Source organism: Xylanibacter brevis ATCC 19188, assembly GCF_000621725.1.
Taxonomy (GTDB): domain Bacteria; phylum Bacteroidota; class Bacteroidia; order Bacteroidales; family Bacteroidaceae; genus Prevotella; species Prevotella brevis.
Window position 1 is genome coordinate 34,084 of record NZ_KK211333.1, and the last position, 26,017, is coordinate 60,100.

At 41.3% G+C, this 26,017-nt stretch carries 21 protein-coding genes and 1 pseudogene; 16 read left to right on the plus strand and 6 right to left on the minus strand.

Translation table 11 applies throughout. The features are described from left to right. Positions 1 to 76: 76 nt before the first annotated feature. The 8 genes from T433_RS0112785 (at position 77) to T433_RS15510 (ending at position 10,377) form a co-directional block, all read left to right on the plus strand. Positions 77 to 2,185, plus strand: coding sequence for a GumC family protein (locus tag T433_RS0112785; protein ID WP_248616531.1), 2,109 nt, complete (start codon positions 77 to 79; stop codon positions 2,183 to 2,185). Positions 2,186 to 2,227: 42 nt separating this feature from the next. After that, positions 2,228 to 3,727 carry an O-antigen ligase family protein gene (locus T433_RS0112790; RefSeq protein WP_027456072.1) on the plus strand — a complete coding sequence of 500 codons (1,500 nt, stop codon included), beginning with the start codon at positions 2,228 to 2,230 and terminating at the stop codon, positions 3,725 to 3,727. Next, complete coding sequence (locus tag T433_RS0112795; RefSeq protein ID WP_027456073.1) at positions 3,724 to 4,599, plus strand: glycosyltransferase family 2 protein; 876 nt, start codon at positions 3,724 to 3,726, stop codon at positions 4,597 to 4,599. The genes T433_RS0112790 and T433_RS0112795 overlap by 4 nt, the downstream gene beginning before the upstream one ends. Before the next feature lie 5 nt (positions 4,600 to 4,604). After that, entirely contained in the window at positions 4,605 to 5,798 is a 1,194-nt protein-coding gene (locus T433_RS15505) for a glycosyltransferase family 2 protein (RefSeq protein ID WP_052357131.1), read from the plus strand. Between the two features lie 3 nt (positions 5,799 to 5,801). Beyond that, positions 5,802 to 6,986 carry a glycosyltransferase family 2 protein gene (locus T433_RS0112805; RefSeq protein WP_044110005.1) on the plus strand — a complete coding sequence of 395 codons (1,185 nt, stop codon included), beginning with the start codon at positions 5,802 to 5,804 and terminating at the stop codon, positions 6,984 to 6,986. A 470-nt stretch (positions 6,987 to 7,456) separates the two neighbouring features. After that, positions 7,457 to 8,308, plus strand: a complete 852-nt coding sequence (locus T433_RS0112815; RefSeq protein WP_044110006.1) for an ABC transporter permease — start codon at positions 7,457 to 7,459, stop codon at positions 8,306 to 8,308. Between the two features lie 12 nt (positions 8,309 to 8,320). After that, complete coding sequence (locus T433_RS0112820; RefSeq protein WP_027456076.1) at positions 8,321 to 9,586, plus strand: ABC transporter ATP-binding protein; 1,266 nt, start codon at positions 8,321 to 8,323, stop codon at positions 9,584 to 9,586. Next, positions 9,586 to 10,377, plus strand: a complete 792-nt coding sequence (locus T433_RS15510) for a hypothetical protein (protein ID WP_052357132.1) — start codon at positions 9,586 to 9,588, stop codon at positions 10,375 to 10,377. The genes T433_RS0112820 and T433_RS15510 overlap by 1 nt, the downstream gene beginning before the upstream one ends. On the opposite strand, the gene T433_RS16040 is transcribed toward T433_RS15510, so the two are convergent. Beyond that, entirely contained in the window at positions 10,370 to 11,440 is a 1,071-nt protein-coding gene (locus T433_RS16040; RefSeq protein ID WP_052357133.1) for an acyltransferase family protein, read from the minus strand. The genes T433_RS15510 and T433_RS16040 overlap by 8 nt on opposite strands. A gap of 608 nt (positions 11,441 to 12,048) precedes the next feature. Between T433_RS16040 and T433_RS0112835 the strand changes: the two genes are divergently transcribed. Together T433_RS0112835 and T433_RS16045 are read left to right on the plus strand one after the other, a co-directional pair. After that, complete coding sequence (locus tag T433_RS0112835; protein ID WP_027456077.1) at positions 12,049 to 12,840, plus strand: glycosyltransferase family 2 protein; 792 nt, start codon at positions 12,049 to 12,051, stop codon at positions 12,838 to 12,840. A 6-nt stretch (positions 12,841 to 12,846) separates the two neighbouring features. Continuing rightward, complete coding sequence (locus T433_RS16045) at positions 12,847 to 13,827, plus strand: glycosyltransferase family 2 protein (RefSeq protein ID WP_052357138.1); 981 nt, start codon at positions 12,847 to 12,849, stop codon at positions 13,825 to 13,827. A gap of 9 nt (positions 13,828 to 13,836) precedes the next feature. On the opposite strand, the gene T433_RS0112845 is transcribed toward T433_RS16045, so the two are convergent. Beyond that, entirely contained in the window at positions 13,837 to 14,895 is a 1,059-nt protein-coding gene (locus tag T433_RS0112845) for a glycosyltransferase family protein (protein WP_027456078.1), read from the minus strand. A 244-nt stretch (positions 14,896 to 15,139) separates the two neighbouring features. Between T433_RS0112845 and T433_RS0112850 the strand changes: the two genes are divergently transcribed. Continuing rightward, a complete protein-coding gene (locus T433_RS0112850) occupies positions 15,140 to 16,363 on the plus strand; it encodes a sialate O-acetylesterase (protein ID WP_081778498.1) in 1,224 nt (407 codons plus the stop codon). A gap of 210 nt (positions 16,364 to 16,573) precedes the next feature. Here the strand turns inward: T433_RS0112850 and T433_RS0112855 are convergent, their stop codons facing one another. Beyond that, entirely contained in the window at positions 16,574 to 17,419 is an 846-nt protein-coding gene (locus T433_RS0112855) for a glycosyltransferase family 2 protein (protein ID WP_027456080.1), read from the minus strand. Between the two features lie 100 nt (positions 17,420 to 17,519). Between T433_RS0112855 and T433_RS0112860 the strand changes: the two genes are divergently transcribed. Next, the gene (locus T433_RS0112860; RefSeq protein ID WP_027456081.1) at positions 17,520 to 18,518 is read left to right on the plus strand and encodes an acyltransferase; all 999 of its coding nucleotides are present in this window, start codon (positions 17,520 to 17,522) and stop codon (positions 18,516 to 18,518) included. Between the two features lie 13 nt (positions 18,519 to 18,531). Further along, complete coding sequence (locus tag T433_RS0112865) at positions 18,532 to 19,503, plus strand: acyltransferase family protein (protein ID WP_162164206.1); 972 nt, start codon at positions 18,532 to 18,534, stop codon at positions 19,501 to 19,503. Here the strand turns inward: T433_RS0112865 and T433_RS0112870 are convergent. Both T433_RS0112870 and T433_RS16050 read right to left on the minus strand, forming a co-directional pair. Continuing rightward, on the minus strand, positions 19,492 to 20,289 hold the full coding sequence (locus T433_RS0112870; RefSeq protein ID WP_081778499.1) for an SGNH/GDSL hydrolase family protein: 798 nt from the start codon (positions 20,287 to 20,289) through the stop codon (positions 19,492 to 19,494). The two genes, T433_RS0112865 and T433_RS0112870, sit on opposite strands and share 12 nt — an antisense overlap. Positions 20,290 to 20,306: 17 nt before the next feature. Beyond that, entirely contained in the window at positions 20,307 to 21,353 is a 1,047-nt protein-coding gene (locus T433_RS16050; protein ID WP_052357139.1) for a glycosyltransferase family 2 protein, read from the minus strand. A gap of 164 nt (positions 21,354 to 21,517) precedes the next feature. Between T433_RS16050 and T433_RS16055 the strand changes: the two genes are divergently transcribed. From T433_RS16055 to T433_RS16890, 3 genes and pseudogenes are all read left to right on the plus strand, one after another. Beyond that, the gene (locus T433_RS16055) at positions 21,518 to 22,570 is read left to right on the plus strand and encodes a glycosyltransferase (RefSeq protein WP_052357140.1); all 1,053 of its coding nucleotides are present in this window, start codon (positions 21,518 to 21,520) and stop codon (positions 22,568 to 22,570) included. Between the two features lies 1 nt (position 22,571). Further along, positions 22,572 to 23,681, plus strand: a pseudogene (locus T433_RS16885) (glycosyltransferase family protein); the annotation flags it as partial. A 480-nt stretch (positions 23,682 to 24,161) separates the two neighbouring features. Continuing rightward, the gene (locus T433_RS16890) at positions 24,162 to 24,860 is read left to right on the plus strand and encodes a glycosyltransferase family 4 protein (RefSeq protein WP_248616535.1); all 699 of its coding nucleotides are present in this window, start codon (positions 24,162 to 24,164) and stop codon (positions 24,858 to 24,860) included. Here T433_RS16890 and T433_RS0112890 read toward each other — a convergent pair. Further along, positions 24,823 to 25,950 (minus strand): glycosyltransferase family 4 protein, encoded by a 1,128-nt coding sequence (locus tag T433_RS0112890; RefSeq protein ID WP_162164207.1) that lies wholly within the window; start codon positions 25,948 to 25,950, stop codon positions 24,823 to 24,825. The two genes, T433_RS16890 and T433_RS0112890, sit on opposite strands and share 38 nt — an antisense overlap. Between the last annotated feature and the right edge of the window lie 67 nt (positions 25,951 to 26,017).

A 26,017-nucleotide genomic window follows, 5' to 3' on the forward strand; every position in this document is an offset into this window, starting at 1 on the left:
TACTCTGCATATGGATATTTTTAGATATATTGTCAGATTTCTATATAAGATTCACCGGTTTCTCATCATATTGCCAATGATAGCATTGGTAATCGCATGGTTCTCTACCCGTAACATGGAGAGGATATACAATGCGAACACCACTATATATACAGGTATGATTACCGGTTATAACATCGAAGGTGGATCTGGAATTGCAGGTGGTAATCCTCAAACCAACATGACCAACCTCATGCTGATAATTCAAACTGATAACACCATCCATGAAGTGGCTTTACGCTTGTTTGCTCGCTGCATGATGTACGGAAACTCCAACAAAGACAATAACTATATCTCTGCAGAGCATTATCGTCAGTTGATGGCCACAGTCCCTGCAGATGTTAAAGCCTTGATTAACCATAACAGCGAGAACGACACATACAAGAATCTTAAGGCATACGAAAAGCCTGCACAAGACAACTACCTTTTTGGTCTTTTGAATTATCATCCTTACTTTAGTATCGGTAGCATTACTGGTAGACTAAAAGTTCTCCAACTTAATGGTAGTGATATTATTGACATTGCATATTCAGCCAATGACCCTGGCATCTGCTATAACACACTTGACATACTGAATGAAGTATTTGCCCGTCAATATCAGCAATTGCGCTATGGTGAGACTCTAAATGTGATAAAATTCTTCGAGCGAGAAGTAGCACGACTGTATCGTGTACTTACTGGAGCCGAGAACGATCTTATCAAATATAACGTCAAGCACCGTATCATCAACTATGGAGAGCAAACCAAGTCATTAACTCAGTTGGAAATGGAGCAGCAAAACAAGAAAAATGAGCTGCGCATGAATATGGCAACAACTGAGGCGCTTATAGCTTATTTCAAGAAGCAATTAGGAGACAGAGCGAAAATCATCGAGTCCAATCAGGAGTTTTCACAGCTAGTACACGACATTACACGCTTAGAATCACGTATTGCCAATCTGAAGCTAATGAGTAGTGAAAGTAGCAATAGCAACGAAGCTCAATTGGAATTAGCAAAGGCAGAACGTCAATTGGAAGAGACTACTAAAAAAGTAAAGGTACTATCACGAACCCTTGAAGCTTCTAATTACAATACAGAAACGGGCGTCAAAGCTACGGAGTTGATTGACCGTTGGCTGGAACAAGTAATCATATTAGAAAAGACCCGTGCAGAATTTGGCGCACAAGACATCATGCAGCAGAGCATTGATGAGCAGTTCATTTACTACTCACCTATTGGTGCCACCCTCGATCGTAAAGACCGTCACATCGGCTTTATCGAGAGCAACTACATGTCAATGCTAAATTCTTTGAATGCTGCTCGACTGCGTCAGCGCAACCTCCAGATGTCAACTGCGACCTTGCGTGTACTCAATCCACCAGTATTCCCTTTGAATGCACAGCCCACCAACCGCATGATGGTGCTTCTTGGAGCATTCATGCTGACCTTTGTATTGACAGCACTCTACTTCTTTATCATTGAGATGCTCGACCGCACTCTGCGTGATCGCATGCGTTCAGAGCGTATCACAGAGATTCCTGTCATGGGTTGTTTCCCCAAGGAGAGCACCCTACGCTATCGTCGATTCAACAAGACGATCAGCGATATGGCAGTACGTCAATTGAGCAAAGCCTTGCTTCCTTATTTCCGTGATGGTCAGCAAAACGTACTTAATCTTCTTTCAACCGATGCCTCAAATGGTAAGAGTTACATTGCTCAAGAGTTGGAGAACTATTGGCTAAGCATTGGCTTGCAAGTCCGTCGCTTAACCTACGATGAAGACTTCCTGGCTGACGATAGCCGCTACATCATGGCCAAGGATGTTAAGGATCTTTGTCCCGACATCATGCCTAACGAGATTGCAATCATTGAGTATCCTAATTTGAATGACAACATCATCTCTACATCGTTGCTCAACATGGGCACAATCAACCTAATGGTTACTCGTGCCAACCGTACTTGGAAAGATATCGACCAAAAAGCGCTAAATGAGTTAGAAGCACGTTTAGAGAACAAGAACTCGCTTTACATGTACCTCACCGAGGCTAACCGCTATTCGGTGGAGGAATTTGTAGGCCAGTTGCCGCCTTATACACGTTTCAACAACTTCGTATATCGCATGTCGCAGCTCGGTCTTACCGCAACAGAGAATAATCAGGCAAGATAATAGTCTTTTATGACGAATTCGTTTAGAACGATATCAAGTAACATGGGTGGAGGAAGAGTCGTTTTACTCTTTCTCCTCTTCTTACTGGCCATGTACGAACTCGTCACTGCGGGCTTCAATGCTTTTGCCATTATCTGTTTATTACCAATTGGTGTAATATTTGTTATTACATCGTTTAGACAACGCATGTTCACCTTTTGGCTTCTTTGCATTGTCAATTACTTTATCCAGCTCAAGAATCTAGCCCTACCAATACCTATGTCATTACCAAATGAGATGTTAGAAATTCTATTGCTTGGGCTAGCAATAATGGATGTAAAAGATTTGAAGATGGAACGCACACTGAATATCATGCTTGCAAGTTTACTTGTATGGTGTGCATACTGTACATTAGAAATACTAAACGACACATGTAATATCGGCATAGATATCGGAAGTTGGTACACTTCAGCCCGCATGATGGCATTCCAACTTCTGTATGCCTTTTTAGTTTTTTCAATCTATATTACATCCTCCAAACTTCTCATAAAATATTTATTTTTATGGGGAGGATTGGCTCTATTTGCTGTATTTTGGGTATGGAAACAACAGAATATTGGTTTTACCGATGCAGAAAACCAATGGATTCAAACTCGAGGTCGACTTACACACATTATACAAGGTGGTAGCCTCATACGCTATTTTTCAATCTATAGTGATGCTGCAAATTATGGTGTTGGCATTGCCTCTACCGGTGTTGCTTTTCTGATTTTTGGCATCACTAATAAAATAAAAAAATACAAATATTTCTTTCTTTTTACAGGTATTGCATGTATATGGGGAATGTTTCCTTCTGGAACACGAACAGCAACATTCTGTTTAGCTGCAGGGTTTTTAACATATATCTTTCTTTCAAAATCAGTTAAAATTGCGGTTCCTTTTTCCATTTTTTTCGGCATAGCTTTCTTTATATTAGCCTTCACAAACATAGGTTCAGGTAATCAGCAAATACGACGTATGCGTTCTGCATTTGACCCTAATGATGCATCTGCAAACGTAAGAACAATTAACCAAGCGGCAATGAAAAGATATATGCAAGAAGCTCCTTGGGGGATTGGCATGCATGCGGGAGGTGGTAACGTACCTGCCAATAATAAATATGCATTCATGTCAACAGTCCCACCTGATTCTGAATATGTCTTTATATGGATACACACAGGTAGAATTGGCATAACAGTATTTCTCATCACAACCGTGATCATGCTCTTTGGAGCCTGCTGGGTTGTACTTTTCCGCATCAATAGTCCATCTTTGCGAGGCATTGGAGCAGGTTTATGTTGCGCTTTTGTCTCTCAACAGTTAGGAGGCTATGGCAACCAAGTCTTAATGCAATTCCCGAACTGCCTGGTGTTTTACGGAGGATTAAGTATCGTCTATGTACTACCATTCCTAGAAAAAGAATGGGTGGAGCATGAGGAAGAACTCGTTGCAATACAAGAGGAGAAGAAGCGTCTCAAGTTGGAAGCTAAAAAGAATAAACGTGTAAAATCTAGTTTCTTTTGAAGAAGAGAATATCTATTATTACTGTCAATTACAACGGCCTAACGGATACTTGCGCCCTAATTGATTCAATCCCCTTCGACGAACAAATGGAGGTGATTGTAGTAGATAATGCTTCACAAAAAGACGAAGGTGCTATCATCAAGGAGCGCTATCCCCAAGTTAAAGTCATCAAAAGTGCAAAGAATCTAGGCTTTGCAGGTGGAAACAATTTAGGGATTAAAGCCTCAACGGGCGACTATCTATTCTTTATCAACAACGATACAGAACTTCATCGCGAAGATTGGAATCCAGAAGCCCTTATCAAGCGCATAGATTCATCCGAACGAATTGGAGTAGTATGCCCAAAGATTCGTTTTGCATGGGATAGCCATCCCATACAGTTTGCTGGCTACACGCCACTTTCGTCCATCACCCTTCGTAACCATTCCATTGGTTTTGGTGAGGAAGATCGTGGACAACACGACCTCGCCCACCCCACCCCATATGCTCATGGGGCAGCCATGATGGTGAAGCGCGACGTTATTGAAAAGGCAGGCATGATGCCTGAATGCTTCTTTCTATATTATGAAGAACTCGATTGGTCCTTAATGATTTCACGCGCTGGCTATGAGATATGGTATGAGCCTGCATGCACCATTTATCATAAAGAGAGTCAGGCCACTGGTCAAAACAGTCCTCTTAAGACCTTCTACTTAATGCGCAATCGCTTGCTTCTGGCAAAACGAAATATACCCATTATGACACGTCTTCTCACCTATTCCTATTTAATAGGCATAGTTGGAACAAAAGACATTATCACGAATATCATCAAAGGATGTCCTCAACAAGCAGAAGCTACATTGAGAGGCATTATTGACTTCTTAAAACTATAACGACTATGGATTTCTGGTGGATATTATATATTATTGATTGGGCACTCTTCATCCCTATGGCTATTACAGCAACATATCTATTGTTTTTTTCTGTAGCAGCCCTGTTTAAGCATAAGTCTCCGGCTCCCAAAGCCAAACAAGAGAGTCGCTTTATCGTCATTATTCCCTCATATAAGGACGATACATTAATCTTTGATACCGTCAACGCCATTTTAGGACAGACCTATCCTCAGCGTATGTTTGATGTTGTTGTTGTCTCAGACCATCAAAGCGAGATGACCAACATGCGTCTGGCTCAACTTCCTATCACACTCTTGACGCCCAACTTTGCAGAGAGTTCCAAAGCAAAATCCATTCAATATGCCATTATCAATTTGCCCCAGTTCAAAATCTATGACGCTGTGATAGTGCTCGATGCTGGCAATATTGTAATGCCCGAATTTCTTGAGATGATGAACAATGCCTACGAGTCGGCAGGAACAAAAGTCGTTCAAGCCCGTCGTGTGGCTCGTAATCTTAACACCCCGATTGCACGTCTGGATGCTATCTTCACAGAGATAAACAATTCCGTTTTCCGTCGTGGCCATATTTCCGTAGGCCTCTCGGCATCCTTAGACGGATCTGGCTACATGTTCAACTTCACCTGGTTCAAGCAACACATCATGAAGGTTCACTCCTGGATTGGCGAAAGCAAAGAACTGGAAGCCATGCTGATGCATGAAGGCATCTTTATTGACTATGCCGACGATATATTTGTATTCGATTATAAAGCAAGCGAACTGAAGGTCTTCAACAGAGAACGTGGTCAATGGATTTATCATCAGCTTCATTGCCAGATCTCCAACATCAAGTACCTTCCCTCTGCCATTATGAATCGCCGGTACGATTGGATTGATAAGCTTCTACAATGGACCATGATGCCACGCACCGTCATGATGGCCTTTATCACTATTATGAGTTGCACGCTGCCATTCATCTATTTCACTCTGTCAATCAAATGGTGGTTCTTTGCTGCATTGGCGCTTCTTGCTTGTTCCATTGCCACCCCCAACTATCTGGTTACCAAAGACTGGGATAAAGATTTTCTCAATGCCCCACTAGTTACGATTGGCTCATTATACCAATTTGTACGCGCTTTCCGCAAAGACATGAAGATTAGCGTCAATAACTTCAGCCACAAAATAAATAGTATGGCTTAAGCGATGAGTATTTATCCCATCATATACACATTCGATATGCTACTATGGCTCATCATAGCAGTCAATGTGGCATATATTCTCTGCTTTGCCGTAACAACTGCTTTACCGGCTAAAAATCATCACTTTACCACCAGCAAACAGCAACATTCCTTCCTGATTCTCATACCTGCTTATCATGAAGATGCAGTCATTGCTCATACTGTAGAAACGATTATTCATCAAGACTATCCCCAGGAGCTATTTCATGTGGCAGTTATCTCAGATCACATGTCAGCTGAAACCAACCAACTGCTGGCCAAACTTCCAATTACCCTTCTTCAACCTTCTTTTCAGAAAAGTAGCAAGGCTAAGGCGCTGCAATTTGCCATGAACAAGGTGGAAGGCCTCTTTGACTTCGTCGTTGTACTGGATGCAGATAATATCGTAGCCTCTGACTATATCTCACAACTAAATGCCATTGCTCAGCCATCAATGGTCATCCAGTGCCATCGCACAGCAAAGAATGCCGATAGCGATGTGGCTGTTCTTGATGGTATCAGTGAAGAAATCAACAATACCATTTTCCGCAAAAGCCACAACCGCATGGGCCTATCTTCAGCGCTCATCGGATCTGGTATGTGTTTTGATTATCAATGGTTTAAAGACAACGTCAACGAGCTGAAAAGTGCCGTAGAAGACCGCGAGCTAGAAGCTCTTTTAATGAAACAACACATCTATATCCATTATGCCGAAGACATCTATGTTCTAGATGAAAAGGTAAGCAATAGCGACAACTTCCAGCGTCAACGCCAGCGCTGGATGAGTGGTCAGGTGCAATCATTCTTCCAGATGGTTCCCTATCTTCCGAAGGCTATTATGGATGGAAATATCAACTACATTGACAAGACCTTCCAACAGGCACTTATTCCACGTTCTATTCTCCTTGTTATCATCCCTATTCTATGCATCATAACACCCCTTACATCATACATCTTACATCATACATCATACATCTACTCTCTCAAGTGGTGGATTCTTCTGTTCTGTCTCTGCATAGCGCTCTTCATGGCTATACCCAAACAAATGCGCAAACAATCATTGTTCCGTAAACTGCTATCTTTTCCTTCACTAGTATGGAAGATGGTATTAAACCTCCAGAAGATTGACCGCAAGAATACCGATTTCATCCATACAAAGCATGGAGAATAAGAGACCTGTATATTAGTCTTTATTATAATAATAATTATTATAGTAATGATAATTTATGTTGTTAAAATTATCTTCACTTTTATATAGCTATTATAAATCCATTACATATTTTACATATCCATTACATATTATTATCTGTATTGAAATAAAATAATTACAAATAATGGGAATATAATAGTTTTTTTTATGTAAAACTTGTAATTCAAGAAAATCTTTCGTATTTTTGCACATAAAAGATAATAAAACGTATGCTTGAAAGAAAATTTCCTATTGGCATTCAGACATTCTCGGAAATAATTCGTGGGATATATATACATAGACAAAACAGGACTTGTATGGAACTTAGCCAACTATTCAAAGTTCGATTTCTTGATAAAGATTATGAATCTGGAAAGGAACTCGTACCGTCAAGGAGTGGGCTGTAGCATAAGAGCCAACAAATCTATCTTACCTTCATAATATCATTAAATATGACTAAAGACTGGGATATTATAATAACGAACAAAAGTAACCTATTGAGTATTGACTTTGGTGAAATATGGCGTTATCGCGACCTCTTGACAATGTATGTCAAACGCGACATTGTGACATTCTACAAGCAAACCATCCTTGGACCACTGTGGTTTATCATCCAGCCCCTCTTCACCACCATCATGTTTATGTTTGTTTTTGGTGGCATTGCAGGCATTTCCACAGATGGCATTCCACAGGCTGTGTTCTATCTGGCCGGCCTCGTATGCTGGAACTATTTCCAAGACTGTCTCAGTAAATGCTCTGATACATTCAATGCCAACCAAGCCATATTTGGCAAAGTCTATTTCCCAAGACTGGTGGTACCCCTCTCCATTGTCATTTCCAATCTCATTAAAATGGGAATCCAGTTTGCACTATTCTTGGTTGTTTACATCTATTACTTTGCATCTGGTATCGACTTCCAAGTCAATGCTTCACTACTACTTGTCCCCGTTCTGATTATTATGTTAGGAGCTTTGGGGTTAGGTTTTGGTATGATTATATCATCCATGACGACCAAGTATCGTGACTTACGCTTTCTCATTACTTTTGGTGTCCAGTTATGGATGTACGCGACTCCTGTCATCTATCCGCTTTCAGTGATGAAAGAGACATATCCTAAATATGTATGGGTATTAGTAGCCAATCCATTAACAGCCATCCTTGAGACCTTCAAATATGCCTTTACAGGTGTTGGAGAGTTCAATTGGCTATATCTAAGCTATAGCTTTATATTTACTGCTGTCATTCTCCTGCTCGGTATTGTTATTTTCAACCGTGTACAGCGCAACTTTATGGATGTCATCTAATAAAATTAGCTTATGAGCAATACAGTCATCGAATTCAATCATGTAGGCAAACAATACATACTTGGCTCTATTGGTACAGGAACTTTGAGCCAGGACCTTAACAGATGGTGGGCCAACATCCGCGGAAAGGAAGATCCCTATCTGAAGATTGGAGAGACCAACGATCGTACCCAAAAGGGGGACAGTCGCTTCGTTTGGGCACTACGCGACATCAACTTCAAGGTTGAACAGGGCGATGTCGTCGGCATCGTTGGTAAAAATGGAGCTGGAAAATCAACTCTACTCAAGATTCTCTCTCGTGTCACCTCTCCCACCACAGGCAATATCAAGATAAAAGGGCGTATAGCCTCACTGCTTGAAGTTGGAACAGGCTTTCACCCAGAGATGACAGGTCGTGAGAACATCTTCATGAATGGTTCTATCATGGGCATGACCAAAGCTGAAATTAAAAGTAAATTTGACGAGATTGTTGATTTTGCAGGAGTAGCGAAATACGTAGATACCCCTGTCAAGCGCTATTCTTCCGGCATGATGGTTCGCCTCGGCTTTGCTATTGCAGCTCATTTGGAACCAGAGATATTGGTTGTAGATGAAGTCTTAGCTGTGGGCGATGCAGAGTTTCAAAAGAAAGCCATTGGCAAGATGCAGGATGTCAGCAAGGGCGAAGGGCGCACGGTTCTGTTTGTCAGTCATAACATGGCTGCCGTTCGCAGTCTCTGCACACGTGGTGTGATGCTTAAGAATGGCATGGTCGATTTTATTGGTAACATCCCAGACACCCTTGATCATTATCTAAAGATTGACAATAGTGCGCAGAAAGAAAAGATTATCGACAATGTGACGTTCACCAAGAGCACACTGAAAATCAACAACATCGAAATCAATGGCACTGACCTCTCGGAATCTACCATTCAGAGCCGTCAGCGCGAACTGACCATAAAGATTGAAGGACACTCTCAAGAGGATATGAACTACGACGTCATGCTCATTCTACGCAACAAGGATGGCATGCCCTATGCCACTTATGCTAAAGGCCATTACATTGGTGACATCCAGCACCAGTCTGCTGGCGACTTTACTATCGAGCGCACCATCCTATTGCCTGAGATTCTCACACGAGGTGCCATCTATGTTGACCTTTTCCTTCACCATCCCATGGTGGAGTATCAGCTAAAGGCGCCCAACTGTTGTGTTCTTGAGACCATGGGCTACCAACAAGGATTTGGTTCAGCTATGAACCAGATAGACAATGGATTTATGGGCCTCAACGACAAATAATGAAGACCATTATATTACTCACTGGATGCATCAACCCCAACGGGATGGCTTTCACCTCTCTTAATAATATTGAAGAGCGGCAAAAGCAGTATATCGATGCCATTCAATTCTACTTGAGTAATACGTCCTGCCCTATTGTCTTCTGCGAGAATTCCGACACCGATATTCAGCCCTACATTGAGCACACAAAAGACAGATTAGAGATACTCACGTTCTCTGGCAATCAGAACAAGCAACGAGGAAAGGGATATGGAGAAGCAGAAATCATTGAATATGCCCTTTTGCATTCTACTTTTATCCAGGCCGACTGTGTTATCATCAAAATTACAGGTCGTCTCATTGTCAACAACATAAACCAAATTATCAGGTCACTCTCGTGCAAACATGACTTTGTGACATGTCTGTTCCATTCTGACTTAACATTTGCCGATAGCCGCATCTTCTGCGCTACAGTTTCCTTCTTTCGTGAGTTTCTTAACAATAAAGAGCGTATCAATGATTTCGAGAACGTTTTCTTTGAGCACATTCTTGCCGCTACAGTCTTAGCATCAGTAATACATTTTGTGCCTTACAGCGAAGAGCCACTCATAACAGGGATTTCTGGTTCTACCGGCAAGCAGTATGGCCCAATGGCAACAGACAGTAGAAAGAAATATCTATTTAAACGTTATTCTTGGACCCAAGCTAAGAGAGTCTATGACATTTCTAGACATAAAAAACAAAGTATAATAGAAAAAACATTATTATCACTCAATGTTTTCAAATATACTTTATTATCGAAAATCATTTAGTAACAATTCGCCTTAAGATATTGTTTAGTAGCAAAGGAACGCAAATACCTATTGCACTATATAACAGCCACCAATAAGAGTTTCCCGACAATGATATACCGTGTATCACTGGATGCTGTGCAACGTAAGCTGAATCAATATTAGATATCATAACTATCATAAAACTAACCATCCTAAAACAAATAAAGTGAAGCGCCAGAATAGTTAATGTATGGTTTCCTACATAATATAGAGCACTCCTAACTGCATGTTTTTTATTATTTAGTACGCTTGAAACGTATAAGGTTAGCAGTGAACCAGAAATGGCAGCAATTGAATAAGGAATCACTTTATTAAAACCACATTCCATTTTAACTACTTCTTTGAAATAAATCATTGAAAACAATAGAACCAATCCAGATATGATTGCTACACACTTCGTCTTCAAAAAATGAACATAGGGGATTATACATCTTCCCATCATAAAGAAAGTGGCTCCCATAGTTCCCATTGATAATTCACGTCCAATCTCTATATCTGATGCAAATCTTCTCATTATAATTGTTATAAGAAGAAACAACAAACACATAGACTCGTTTTTATATCTTAATCGATTATCCAATAATAAAGATACGAATGTAATTAGCACTGTTGAAACAAAAAGTGAACGAATAAACCAAAAGCCACCCAATAACTCCTCGTAGCCACGCATTGATATCACTATTAGCACTAGTCGCTTCAGCATTTCGCTGATACTATAAAATGAAGAACCTCCTTCATAACCATAGACTGGGTTATAAATACCAATCATCAGAAAAATATTGTGAAGCACAAGAAATATTAAGGACCATTTAACGAAGGGAATATACAAGCCCACAATTTTCTTTTTCAAATACAAAAAAGCTTCTTTTTCATTTAATATATCCTTAAATAATAATCCTGAACATAAAAAGAATAATGGCATATGAAACAGATAGATAAACTTATATAGCAAAACTGGACAACCGGAATGTCCTATCACCATTAGAATGATTCCTATTGCTTTTGCAATTGTTATATAGTTTTCATGAACCTTCTTTCCCATGCTTTTTATGCAAAAGTACAAAAAAAACACAGAACACTCCTATTTTAACAAAAAAAATATCAATCTTTGAAGAAAATAACACTCTGTAAGATACTCAATTCTTACTATCAACTACACTAGGGGCCCGTTTAAACGAGATACTAGTGATTTTAATATCGAAAATCATTTAGTAAAAATCGCCTTAGGATCTTTTGGAATACTTAGCGTAAAGTGGAGGTTCTACTTTTGAAAAGCGTTGGTTCTACATAGTAAAAGTAGCTATATTACAGTATAAAAGTGGCACTATTGTGACGCAATTCAGTTAGTTTTGCACCTTATCTAGCCCCTAGAAACGCGCGTCCCAGGGGCTAGATGGCACTGGTCTAGGGGCTAGATAGCACCGTTCTAGGGGCTAGAAGTCAGCATTCTAGGGGCTGCCCCCAGAACAAAAGCTAAACTATTAGATTATAAGGGTTCTACTCTTGACTTATCAAACGGGAAGAATAGGCCAACAATTCTGTTCATATCAAAGGAAAAAACAAACAAAATCCCATGATGACTTACAAAAAAAACTTAGAACACTCCTATTTTCACAAAAAAATATCTATCTTTGCAGAAAACAACACCCTATGAGATACTCAATTATTACAATCAACTACAATAATGAAGGAGGACTAGAACGGACTATTAGAAGTGTGATAAGTCAAACCTTCAAAGACTTTGAGTATATCATCATTGATGGAGGATCTACAGATAGAAGCGTAGATATCATAAGAGAGCACGAGAAACACGTCACATATTGGGTTTCAGAGAAAGATAAAGGAGTTTATAACGCCATGAATAAAGGCATTGCTCAGGCTAAAGGTGATTATCTTGTGTTCATGAATTCTGGAGATTGCTTCCATACTACCGACGTTTTGAATGCTTTTAAAGGAAGCCAAGAGGACATTATCTGTGGCAAGGTGTTTAAAGGTGACTCGACTATTCCTAGCGGACATCATAAGCCAACTATTTCTTTGGTTGATTTAATGAGAGGCAGTCTCCCCCATCAAGCTATGTTCATCAAAAGGGAGATAATGGAGAAACATCCCTACGACGAACACTACAAGATTCTCTCCGACTGGAAGTTCTGTATCGAAACACTCGTCTTCGACAATTGCAGCTTTAGTAACAGCGAAGTCATTGTTGCCGATTACGACATTAGTGGCATTAGCACCAACTCCAACGGACTGCTTGCTATAGAGAGAGAGAAGATTCTGCAAGAGTTGTTTCCTCCACGTATACTTATAGACTATCAACGTCTGACACCAGTTGACGACGAACTGTTGGAACAATCCATATTACTGACTCAGACTGTTGGTGTCCGCAGACTTGTGAAATGGTTTTCAAATCTCTTGTTGCGACTCACTCAAAAAAAATAAAAAAACATGGATGTTAGCGTTATCATACCAGTTTATAATACAGAAAAGTATTTAGCTGCCTGCGTTGAAAGCGTTCTTCAGCAGACGGATGTCTCTATAGAGATTATCCTAGTTGACGATGGATCTACGGACGCATCACCCCGTATTTGTGATGACTACGCCCAAAGATATGAAAACATCCGTACTGTTCATATTAATAACTCGGGACCTGCTACAGCCAAGAACGAAGGCCTCTGTCTGGCGCAAGGTAACTATATTGCCTTGACAGACAGCGATGACAAGATGGAGCCACTGATGCTCTCGAAGATGGTGACAGCTGGCTATAAGCACAATGCCGACATTGTTTGTTGCAACTACAAGCAGATAGATGAACAGGGAGTAGTATCACATCTTAACTACACAAATCAGCTATATGTGCTAAACCACGAAGAAGGCCTCATCCACTTCTTCTCGAAAGACAAAATATATTCTCAGTGTTGGACGAAATTATATAAAAAACAGATGCTCAGAGATTACCATATTGAGAATGATCCAGGACTCCGCACAGACGAGGACTTTATTTTTAACATCAGATCTTTTACAAAAGCGGAAACCACTGTTATTGTTGACGAACCTCTTTATGAATACACTCACCGAAAAAATTCGCTTGCACACGCATTTTTCAGAGACAATATCAGCCAATACATTGACAATAGAAATAGTAGAGTACAAGTTACCTTAAAAGAAGTGCAAAATGAAACGAAAATTGTAAAAGAATGGAGCATTGTCCACATTATGATGTATTATAATGAACTCCTGGGAAAAGTAGCCTTATTCCCTGATTACTTTTTCGACAAGCGAATAACAAATATAATAAAATTCATCAGACGTAATAAGCAAATACTTAATAAGTATTATAGTTATTGCGGATTCAGTAAAATAGGTAAGTTCCTGATACTCTATCTACCCAATTATATATATATGAGATACAGGAAAACGAAAGCCTAACTAATTCCATTATAATGCAGCAACATTCATATAAGTAGTAAACAATTTATCAGCGATTACTGCTGTAGAATAAGCGTCCAATTGAAGAGGTCTATTTTGAGCACCAGCTCCATTTTTCCCCATTTGTAATGCACTTCTTACAATAGAGCCAACATTCTCTACATCATCGACAGAGAACACCGGATAGTTCCACTGGCGCAACAAAGGGCCTACATTCCCACAGTCTGGCCCAACAACCACTTTACCAAAAAGCATTGGCATTAAAGCATTTCCTGAATTTAGAATTTTAAGTCTCGGAATAAAAACGATATCAGCGGCGCCATAATAATATGGAAGGAACTCATCACTAACAGCACGCCAAGTACTACCAGTACAATAAATATGATAGCGGCATCGGTAGTACCACTTCACGAGACGCTTATGAAACAATCGGAAAGAATGCCACCAAACATTCATAAAACTTGGGGCGAGAATAACTATTTTCTTATCTGCTAGTTGTTTACTTAGAGAAAGAATTAAGTTTCTCTCTTGTTGCGCACGGAATGCACCAAAACACAGTATATACGTATGATTTTCTGCCAATCCTAATTTTTTAAGAGATTCTTCTCTCGACGGAAACTTAGTATAAACAGTATCATATAGGTGATGAGGCAATAGATAATGAACTGCATTAGGATACTTTATCTCAAATAGTTTTTTACTATAGTTGCCAAGATGAAAAATTGCATCACAGTGAGAATATACAATCCTCATCGACTCCACCTTGTCAGCAAACTGGTCATAGTGTGGTTCTAAATCATGACATGTGGCCACAATCCTAACACCAGAAGATTTCATTCTCTCTATATGTAAAAGAAGATCGTCTTCTGTATGAGAATCTCTACCCATAAATGTTTGAGGCCAATGGAAATGTACAATATCATACGAAAAAATCTCTTCACTCCAAAATCTTTCTCTTCCCCAGCCCATACTACAATCCGGATGAGATTTTTGAATCCCTTCTATCAGAGTGTATATATACGGATTCCCTGCATTCCAAGGATCCTCATGAACCATAAATACCTTCATCGCCACTATTTCATTTCCGAATAACTACAAACACATATACAATGTTACGTCATACCTTTTAGAAACATTTTTCTTCTGCAAATATACATCTTTTCATGTAATTAGTTACTATTTTTTTTATAAAAACGCTTTCTTTGCTTAAAAATGGTGCGACAACACCTTTAAGCGTTGGAATAACATACACATTTTTATTTTATCAATAATCTTATTCTAAAAAGTTTTGTAACTTTGCAAACTGAACAAGATGTCATCTTTATACATGAAACAACAGACTGCGTATATCCTGCTTTTTGCAAGTCTTCTTTTTACCGCCTGCCAAGAGAACTTCGAGCATAAGACGGTGGTTTGCATTCCCGTCTATGGACAGAGTCTGGCATTAGGCGAAGAGGCAGAACGTATGACGGATTTCGATTCTTTGGCTGCCTATGCCAATGGACACATTGTGACAGAGAACTTAGATCACAGTTTCGGTTATTTCGAAAATGACCTTAAGAAGCGGTGGTTCAAGAAAGTGGTTGGTTACCAAAAGCGCGCTTACGAGTTGTCTGTCTATAAAATGGCAGAAGTACTTGTCGACCACTTTGGCGAAGACACCCTGGTCTGTATTTTCCCTGGCGGACAGGGCGCTACAGCCATTGCCAATCTAAGCAAAGGCACTCTACCATATCAGCGATTCATCGAGAATGTCCAAACGGCATATGAGACGGCGCAAGATCGAGGCTGGAACTTCATGATTCCTGCCATCTGTTGGATGCAAGGCGAATCGGATATTGTTGACTATCCCAGCACCAACTATCACAACATGCTGACGCAGATATGGAAGGATATGAATGACGATATTCTCCCGATTACTCACCAGAAGGACAGCATCCCTTTCATCTGTTACCAAGCTAATTCACTTGGCAGAGCCGTTGACTTCAAGCCCGAAGCATACGAATGCAGGGAGACTGAGGTGCCACAAACCTTTGTCAACCTCTTGCAAAACAATCCTCGTTTCTGGGCAAGCGGACCAACCTATCCCTACAGTTGTGTCAACGAGAAAATACATATCGATGCCAAGGGTCAGCAAAGCATGGGCATGCTTGCTGCGCAAACGGCACTAGGCATCATGAAAGGTAGCGAGCGCTTCCGTGGCCTCATCCCAGTAAAGACCTCTTTTGAGGATAACAATGTCACGATAGAGCTCAACGTTCCCACGCCTCCCTTGACACTCGACACCACACAGGTTCGCAAGGTTAACCTTTATGGTTTCAGCGTTATCAATCAGAAGAATCAGGATATTGCCCAAAACATCATTCTTGAAGGTAACACCATCAAGATTCTTTGTTCGGAATCGCCCCTCAATTGTCGCGTCCGCTATGCCGTGAATGGCGACTATATGAAGAGTGGCAATCAGCATGGCCCTCGTGGAAACTTGCGCGATGCTAAGGGAAACTGGTGCTATCAGTTTGATACGCCATTGGAATAAGGATGCTTTTCTCATTGAAAAGCGTTACTATAACAAGTGAAAAGCTATACTTTTCTCTTCCAAAAGCGTTACTTTTTCATCTGCCGACCTAGGTCGGCAAAAAGAAAAGAGCAACTATAGTATCAGCAAACCATAGGTTTGGAGGCTTCAAACGGAAAGTTTGGAGGCTTCAAACACATCGTTTGGAGGCCCCAAACAGTTCGTTTGGCGTTACTTTACCAAATTATCTTCGGAATCTTCGTAGTGATCAGTCTTGTGTAAGATGCGGGTAATGCCCTTCAACTGATAGAGAGCATGCTCTACAAAGCTCTTAAAGACTGACTGTTTGCCAAGTGTACCGTATCCCGTCATGGGACGCACTTTGCGATTATAAAGGAAAGCAATCCTACCGAATGGCTTCAGTGACAAAGCCAACGAGCCATCCTCGCCACGACGAATGTCTGTGCGTATCTGCACTTGGCGCGCATAGTCGGCACGGAAAGCAAAGGTCATACCGCGGATACAGAGCTCTGGGCGCTTGAAATGCTGTATCCACAAGAAGGTATCGCGCATGAACTCAAACCAGAACAAGCTCCATGCAGAATGCTTCTCGTCAGGATAGAAGCTCCAGAAAGTGCCCACACAAGAGACATCGGGCTTGGTAAGCACTTCCATCATCTTGTCAACATAGCAAGAGGGATAGAGCGTGTCGGCATCAATAAAGAAATGGTACTTTCCTCGAGAATTGTCCAGTCCGCACTTACGCGCAAAGCCTGGGCTCTGCTTTTCCTCATTAAAATACGGGATACCCAATGTCTTATAGATTTCCTCCGTACCATCTTTAGAGTTATTATTCACACCAATAATCTCCAGAGGATACTTCGACTGAAGTTCGCTTAACGACCATAAACATGCAGGCATGCGTCGCTCCTCGTTATGAGCAATGACAACAACACTCACCAAAGGCTCTTCGCTCTGTAAAGAACGTATTCGCTGACGGATACCCTCAACAACATCCTGCGGAACCTCAGAGAACGGTTTACCATAAATGCTTAAATATTGTTTGTACCAAGCCATTATCTCATATTTTTTGCAAATGTAGCAAAATTATTTTGAAATATCATTCTAAATACTTAATTTTGCATAGTTTACACCTAAAAATTTCATCTGTGCCTATATGAAACAGAGAATTCTCAATTTCGACATACTCAACGTTGTGGCATGCTTCAGCGTGGTATGTTTACATTGTAATGGCTTTGTACATTCATTCATCAAAGACGACTGGTGGTGGCTGAGGGTACTCATAGAGGTAGCCTGTTTTTTTGCTGTCCCAGTATTCTTCATGCTCTCGGGAGCCACTCTTCTTGACTATAGAAAGAAATACAGTACAAAGACATTCTTCAAGAAGCGCTTTACGCGCACATTCATCCCATTCCTGGTATGGAGTGCCCTCTTCTATTCCCTTTCCTTTATAACAAAAGGCACAGAAGGAGAGACTTGGAGAGAAGTTGTCACAAACATCAGCATAGGTAAGATACCCTATACGAACTATTGGTTCTTCATTCCCCTATTCCTGATTTATCTGTTCATGCCTTTTCTTTCGCTCATGAGCGGATCTATGAAGGAAAAACAAATACTATACCTATGCTTACTGCTGGGATTCTTTCAAACACTACTGCCAACAGTCCTTTATCTCTCCAACATCCATCTTGACATGTCGCTGCCATTTGGAAGCTATGTGATATATGTCTTCCTCGGCTATTACCTTGCTCATTCAACCATTGAGACAGACAAGCGCTGGATGATGGCATTAGGACTCTTAGCCCTGCTATCGATGGTGGGACGCTATATCCTTGTCTATCAAGCGAGTGAGGAAACGCCAGAGGTTTTCTCATACCTGGGACCATACGCTGTCTTTCCCGCCATTTTTATATTTCTCCTATTCAAGAAGCTATTCAAAGGCGACAAGTGCGCCCACCCCTTTTGGGAGTCCCTGTCATCAAAGAGTCTGGGCGTGTATCTCATTCACACAGCCCTTATCTCCGTCATCGGGAAAGCTATCCATCGGGAGGAGGTACTGTTTATTCCCGTAGCTATTGCCTCTGTCTATCTGCTGTCTGTAGTGATAGTACATATCATGCAAAAGAACCGTTTACTTAGACATCTCGTTCCCTGACATCTATATGATTATGAACAAGCTTTGCATTACCTATAACGACATATCCACCTATCGTTCAGAGCTCATGGGATGGGCTATTGTGTGGATTATGATGCTTCACTTCACCTTCACCCAAATCACACCATTGGGATTTGTGGCTCAATATGGATTTGCAGGAGTTGACATCTTCATGCTGGTATCCGGCTTCGGACTGTTTTTCTCACTCGACAAGAATCCACGCCTCGGAGAATACTACAGAAGACGCTTACTGCGCATCTTCCCCACCTACTATATTATTGGTATATTCGCCAGCGTGATAGTTTTCCACGACAGCATCCTCGCCCTCCTGTTCCGTCATTCCACCATTGGCTTTTGGACAGGAGGTCCATACTGGGAATGGTACATCCCCTCTATCGTTGCGTTCTATCTGATTGCACCTCTGCTAAAAACATTGATTGACAAGGGAACAGCTATAGCTATAGCCCTGTTGGCGATTATTGTATTAGGACTGTCATATTGGATTGTTGCTAATGAAATGGTAGGAGCCAAAGATCCACATTTCTTCATGCTTTACCGTTTTCCTGCATTTCTCTTTGGTATGATATGTGCATACTGGATGAAGAACAAGGCATCCATGAAACCCTATTATATTCTGCTGCTTATTGGCATTCCGTGTTTCATACTTCTTTTTCCCCACCATCACGAAATCTACAACTACAAATACCTCTCATTATTATTTCTGCTGCCAGTATTTACATATAGTTTCATTCTCATATCGAAATACGTTCCGATGATGAATACCGTCATCTCACAAATAGGCAAAGCAAGTCTGGAGATATACCTATTCCAGAATATCTTCTTCAACCTGATTATTGATGGCAGATTAACAATCTCGCCACAATGGCATGATAGCCTCACACTTCTATTGATTATCCTTTCCTCGTTGCTTGGCATTCTAAGTCACGTGCTTATTGAAAAAGGCAGAAAAAGACTATTCGCCTAAATCGCGTAGAATAGCTGTAGCGATACCTGCATCAAGCATTTCATAGCCAGTACGATTCAAATGAATACCGTCTTGCATAAACAGGGCTCTATTCATTTCCGCACTATCACCATACCATTCTTTCAAGGGGATATACAACACCTTATCTCTCAGATTCATCTCGTCAAGCATAGAAGAAAGAGCTTTGCGATAGTTGCTGAAATCATATCTGTCACAATGGGTCATAACAGATTTAACATAGTCTGCCAATAGGTCTTTCTTGTTCTTCTGACTATAAAGCCCCTTGATATCCACATCTGGGATTTCAAAGACTACAGGTCGGATGCCATGCTCCAAGAGGAAATTCAGTATCTTAAGATAATGGGCGCAATACTGCTTGGTACCTAGATTGGCTGCAGCATCATTAATACCTGCCGAGAGGATACAATAATGAGCACCAGACTGAAGCAAAGGCTTTGTTCCATAGCCTTCCGACAGAAACATCAACTGATAGATACCCTTGCTCTTTTCTCCACCATGTCCTTGCGACCTTACGACAACGGGCTTTGAGAGATGCTCCTGCAATCTTTTTTGAAGAAAAGAATCCATTTGCATGTCAGAATGAAGTGCAGCCCAACTATCACCAATCATCACAACACGCAAAGTGTCTTTGCCTGCTTCACGGATGGGATAAGACGCATGAGTAGGTTCTACTTCCCATAAATGTTGCCATCTGTAGTAATAATAGACACAAACTGCGACAAATACAAAGAGGAAAATACCGATGACAACTACAACCTTCTTCATGAAAGTATATCTTTTAACTATTTTCTGCCACCACCTTGCTTATGAAGGAAGCGAAAACAGTTTGCTAATACCGACGTACCACGCTCTGCCTCATGGATGTGGTGTCTTACGAAAGAGCATTTCAGCAAGCTGTAGAATGGTTGAAACATCAACAAGAAGAACAGCGATAATACGAGTCGGCCATCTCGCATTGTCTTAAAGAACAAACGACGTTTTGTAGCTTTCAAATCCAGTCTAGCCTGTTCGTCCACATAGCCTTTACCCTGAATATCCATTGCATTCAGTATATAGTGAAAAATAAAAATCTTATGTTCCACATAAACGTCTGTTTCTGGTGTATCCTGCAAATCATTTAATACACGCACAAAACTGCTAACAGACTTAGTAGCATTGATATGCGTTGTGTTCATTGTTGATGACGGATTATACTCGTACATATAAGTAACGTCAGGCAGTACCAGCATCGAGGAAATCTGATGAAATAAACGATTTGACCATTGGATATCCTCAAACAAGATACCTTCAGCAAAAAACAGAGCATGATCAATCAAAAAGTCACGCCGCAACAGCTTATTCCAGGCGCAAAGACTCAAGCGACCCTTGTAGAAAGATTCAAGTATCTGTTTACTATCTGTCAGATAATGCACACCATCCACAGGCGGATAGGATTTTCCATCCTCACAATGATAGAAAGAGGCATCTACCACATCAACTTTTGGATACGAGGCCATAGCTTTCAACATCAACTCTAAACTATGGGGCACCAAATGATCGTCGGAATCTAGAAACAACAAATAATCACCTTTTGCTGACATCACACCAGTGTTTCTTGCAGCCGACAGCCCCTTGTTTACGTCATGACTCAAGAACCTAAAAACGACAGAGCCTGTATAGGCTTGCACAAAGTCTTTAGCACGCTGTAAACTATCATCTGGGGAACAATCATCAATTAAAAGGCATTCTATCTGTGCATCTTTTGTAGCTTGAGCCGTAACAGACTCAAGACAACGCACTATATAATCCGCAACATTATAGACTGGTATGATGATTGAAACACTATACATATATAGCTGATTAAAAGATATGCAAATATAACACATTCACATGGAAGGTACAAGCATTTTCCGTTTTTTTTCTCATTATGCCCATTTTTTTATAAGATTATTTGGTTATTGAATTGAAATTGCTTAATTTAGCAAACTAAAATCAAAACATACATCTGAAACGAATGACCTACCCCTATCTTGTCACCATCGGAATGCCTGTCTATGGCGTTGAGAAATACATCAGAAAGTGTTTGCTTTCCGTGCTTAACCAAACATTTGAGGGAGAAACTGAAATACTGGTTGTTGACGACCTGGGACCAGACAAGTCGATGGATATCGTTCGTGAAATTCAAGCTTCACATCCGAAAGGTGGCAGAATACGCATTATCACACAACCCCAGAACATGGGCTGTTGGGCTGCAAGAAACAGGATTCTGGATGAGGCTCAGGGTAAGTACCTCCTGCTGGTTGACTCCGATGACTATCTGGCAGAGGATGCTGTGGAGAAGATGTATGAAGCAGCCGAGAAATATGAAGCTGAGGCTGTTTATGGTTCTGTGGAGTCGGTAGATGAGGAAGGTCGTTCTTCGAACTTCAGTCAGGGTGACATGAAGTTGCCTTTTAAGACGTTGATGGGGAAAGACCAACTAGCCAGTTATGCGAATCAGAACCTGCATGCCACGCTCTACAACTTTATTTGGAACGTGATGCTGAGAATGGATTTTCTGAAGAAACATCAGCTCAGATTCCATGAGACACGTTTTGCCGACGACATCCTGTTCGAGACCGACATGCAGCCCCTGATAGAAAGAGCCGTACTATTGCCTGACGATACTTATTTCTATGTCCTCAGACCTGGCTCGCTGTCGAACTTCCAACTAAGAAAAGAAATCAAGTTGGCAGAGATAGAACAGTACATCAGGATTTATTCGTATATCAAGAATCAGGTGAAGGGTCTTAAAGAAAAACCCTATTACGAGACTCGCTGTGCTAAGGTGATGATCTATATGTTCTACATCATCTGTGGTGCACTCAAGAACAGAGACAAGATTACGCCTTATCTCACAAACGATACCATACGCAATGCCATGAGACATCCCATCGGTCTTTGCGAGATTCTAAGGTTCAAAAAACACCGCGTGGCAAATCTTGGATTTTGGTTGATGGGGGCATTACCACCAGCATGGTCTGTGGCCGCATTGAAAGTCGTTGCCAAAAAGAAAAAGCTGATATAGGATGAAGATACTCTTCCTCATATTCCACGGATTTGACCCCAACAACGGTATCAGCAAGAAGATTACCTATCAGTTGGATGCCTTCAGGGCCAATGGCCATGAGGCTCACCTGTGCTATATGGACGAGACGGACCATAAGTGCCGCATTGTGGATAGTCAGGTGATTGTGGACTATGGAAACGGTATCAAGGGAAAGATTCTGAAACGCATAGAGTTTGGCTCTATCGTGGACTATGCCGTCAACGAGGGTATTGAGTTCGTGTATATCCGCTCGAACCATAACGCCAACCCCTTTACCATCCACATGGTGAAGCGCATGAAGAAGGCTGGCATGAGGGTGGTCATGGAGATTCCTACCTACCCCTATGATCAGGAATACTTCAACAAGTCGATGCGCCGTCAACTGATTCAAGACAAGCTGTTCAGACACCGCTTTGCGAAAAAGTTGGATGCCATCGTAACCTTTGCGGAAGAGGACTTCATCTTCGGACAACAGACCATCAAGATATCAAATGGCATAGACTTCAACTCGGTGAGGCTGAAGAAGACTGCCTTGCATCCTGACAATGAACTGCACATGATTGGTGTGGCGGAGATACACCGTTGGCACGGGTTCGACAGAGTTATCAAGGGATTAGCAAACTATTACTCTGCCCCCAGTAAAGTAAAAGTTTACTTCCACTTAGTGGGCTATTTCTTCTCACCTATCGAGGAGGAAGAGATTACGCAGCTGATAAAGAGCCATCATCTGGAGCCTTACGTCATCCTGTATGGCAAGAAGCATGGAGCGGAGCTCGACGAGGTGTTCGACAAGTGTGACTTTGGTATTGGCAGTCTGGGGCGCCACCGTGTGGGCATTGATGATATCAAGACGCTGAAGAACCGTGAATATGCGGCACGCGGCATTCCGTTTGTCTATTCTGAGACAGATTCTGATTTCGACAAGCAGCCTTACGTACTGAAAATGCCTGCTGACGAAAGCGCTATAAATATTGAAACGCTGATTGAGTTCTACAACCACCTTTCTGTCTCTCCAAAAGAAATCAGAGCTTCCATAGAACATCTGTCGTGGAAGAATCAGATGAAACGAGTTATTGACGTGGTATATAGTCAAAAGAAGGAAACGGAAAACTTACGTCTAGCATACTGCATCCCATCACTTGACCACTCTGGTGGGATGGAACGGGTGTTGACAACCAAAGCAAACTACTTAGCCGACCAGCTGGGCTACGATGTGAGCATCATTATCACAGATGGCAAAGGCGCTAGACCATATTTCCCTTTATCGGATAAGGTTCATGTGGTTCAGCTAGACATCAACATCGATAGTTTGTGGCAGCACCCCATTTGGAAGCGCTTATACCTCTACCGCAAAAAGATGAAGGAATATAAGCGCCGACTAGCAATGGTACTCAACAGACTACAGCCAGACATCACCATCTCACTGCTGCGCAGAGAAATCAATTTCCTCTGCGACCTGAAGGATGGTAGTGCAAAGGTGGGCGAAATTCATTTTGGACGTTATAAGTACAGGGAGGCGAACTTCGGATTCCTGCCTGCCTTCGTTAACAAATGGATAACCAACAGATGGATGGCGCAACTGGACAAGAAAGTGAGGCAGTTGGACCGCTTTGTTGTCTTGACAAAAGAAGACGCATCCAACTGGAAAGGTCTCAATAACCTCGCGGTGATTCCAAATCCCATAACCATTCATTGTGCGGGTAAGCCCGACTATACGCAGAAAACGGCCATTGCCGTTGGTAGATATACTTACCAAAAAGGCTTCGACCTACTGATTGCTGCCTGGAAGATGGTGCACGAGAAACATCCAGACTGGAAACTCGAAATATATGGAGGCGGAGACAAAGAACAATATCAGCAACAGGCTGACTCACAAGGACTGCAAGGTGTCGTCAGATGCAATGGTCCCGTCAGTACAATACAGGAGAAATACTTGACCAGTTCTATTTTTGTTCTTAGCTCACGTTTTGAAGGTCTGCCCCTGGTACTGATGGAAGCAATGGCTACAGGTCTTCCTTCGGTAGCCTTCTCTTGTCCATGCGGACCAAAAGATCTTATTCACTCTGGGGTAGATGGCATCTTATGTGATAATGGAAACACCGAGGAATTGGCCAATGGCATTTGTCGTCTTATCGAAAATGAAGCGCTAAGAGCAGAGTTAGGACAAAAGGCTGCCTCAAGCAGTCAACGTTTCTCACTTGAGAATATCATAAAACAATGGGATTTACTATTTAAAGAGATTGGTAGAAGGCATCCCAAAGAGGCATGATGCGGTCAGAAATGTAGTGGGCAGCCTCATCTCGAGCATTGATAGACATCCGTTCTCGTTCCTTTGTCTCGTCTATCATTTTGCACATAGCCGCAGCTAAACTTTCGGTATCATCTTGAGGCACAAGAATTCCCGTTTTTCCATCCTTGATAATAGATTTAGGACCATACTTGCAATCGAAGGAAACAACAGGTAACCCACAGGACATCGCCTCTATCAAAACTAATCCGAAAGACTCGAAGCGCGACGACATCACATAAAAATCACTCTTCTTATAACAAGCATACACATCCGCAGTTGCATGATGAAGGAAGGCGTTCTTTAAACGCAACCTGTCTATCATAGACTGCAACTGCTCGAAATCACCTGCATCGCCATCATGGCTTCCATATATATGCAATGTCCATTCGGGATGTTGTTTTTCTACGATACGCCACGATTCGAGCAGCATGTCATACCCTTTCTGATAGGCATATCGACCCACACTAATCACACGATGATATGTTGCAAATACGTCTTTTGCATCTACTGGATATGATGGTAGCATATTAGGAATATATACCACCTTATCATTCATCTTCCATTCCGCTTTTTCAGCCTCTGACATGACTACAACTTTATCAAATTTTGTGACAAGATGCAGCATTTTTGTCTTTAATCTTAAACCGATATAATATTTATAAAACAGTTTTATCTTTTTCAAATCTTCAAAATAGGACGAGCGACCACTATGACATTCCACCACCTTAACGGCATTGGTGTTAATAGACAATACTGCTTTCAAATCTGCTACATGCATATCTACACATGTGATGACGTCTGGAGAAAGGTATTCCAAACACTGGCGAATAGCTTTTATATATCTCCTTTTACTGAAAAACCTGTCTATGTACTGATAAATACCGCGGTAAGAGCAACGAAGAAGAAATCTTGTTGCCAAATCTATATGATGCACTTTGGGGGAAATAGGAAAAGAAAAAGGAACACCATACTGATTGCATGTTATCAAGAAAACCTCATAATTAGCATCTTCTGCCAAGAGGCTTAGTCGCTGGGAGAGAACACGTTCCACTCCATTAAGTGACCTCATATTATTGCAAAGGAATGCTAACTTCTTTCTCTTATTCATCGAATGATTACCGAATATTTTGCAAATA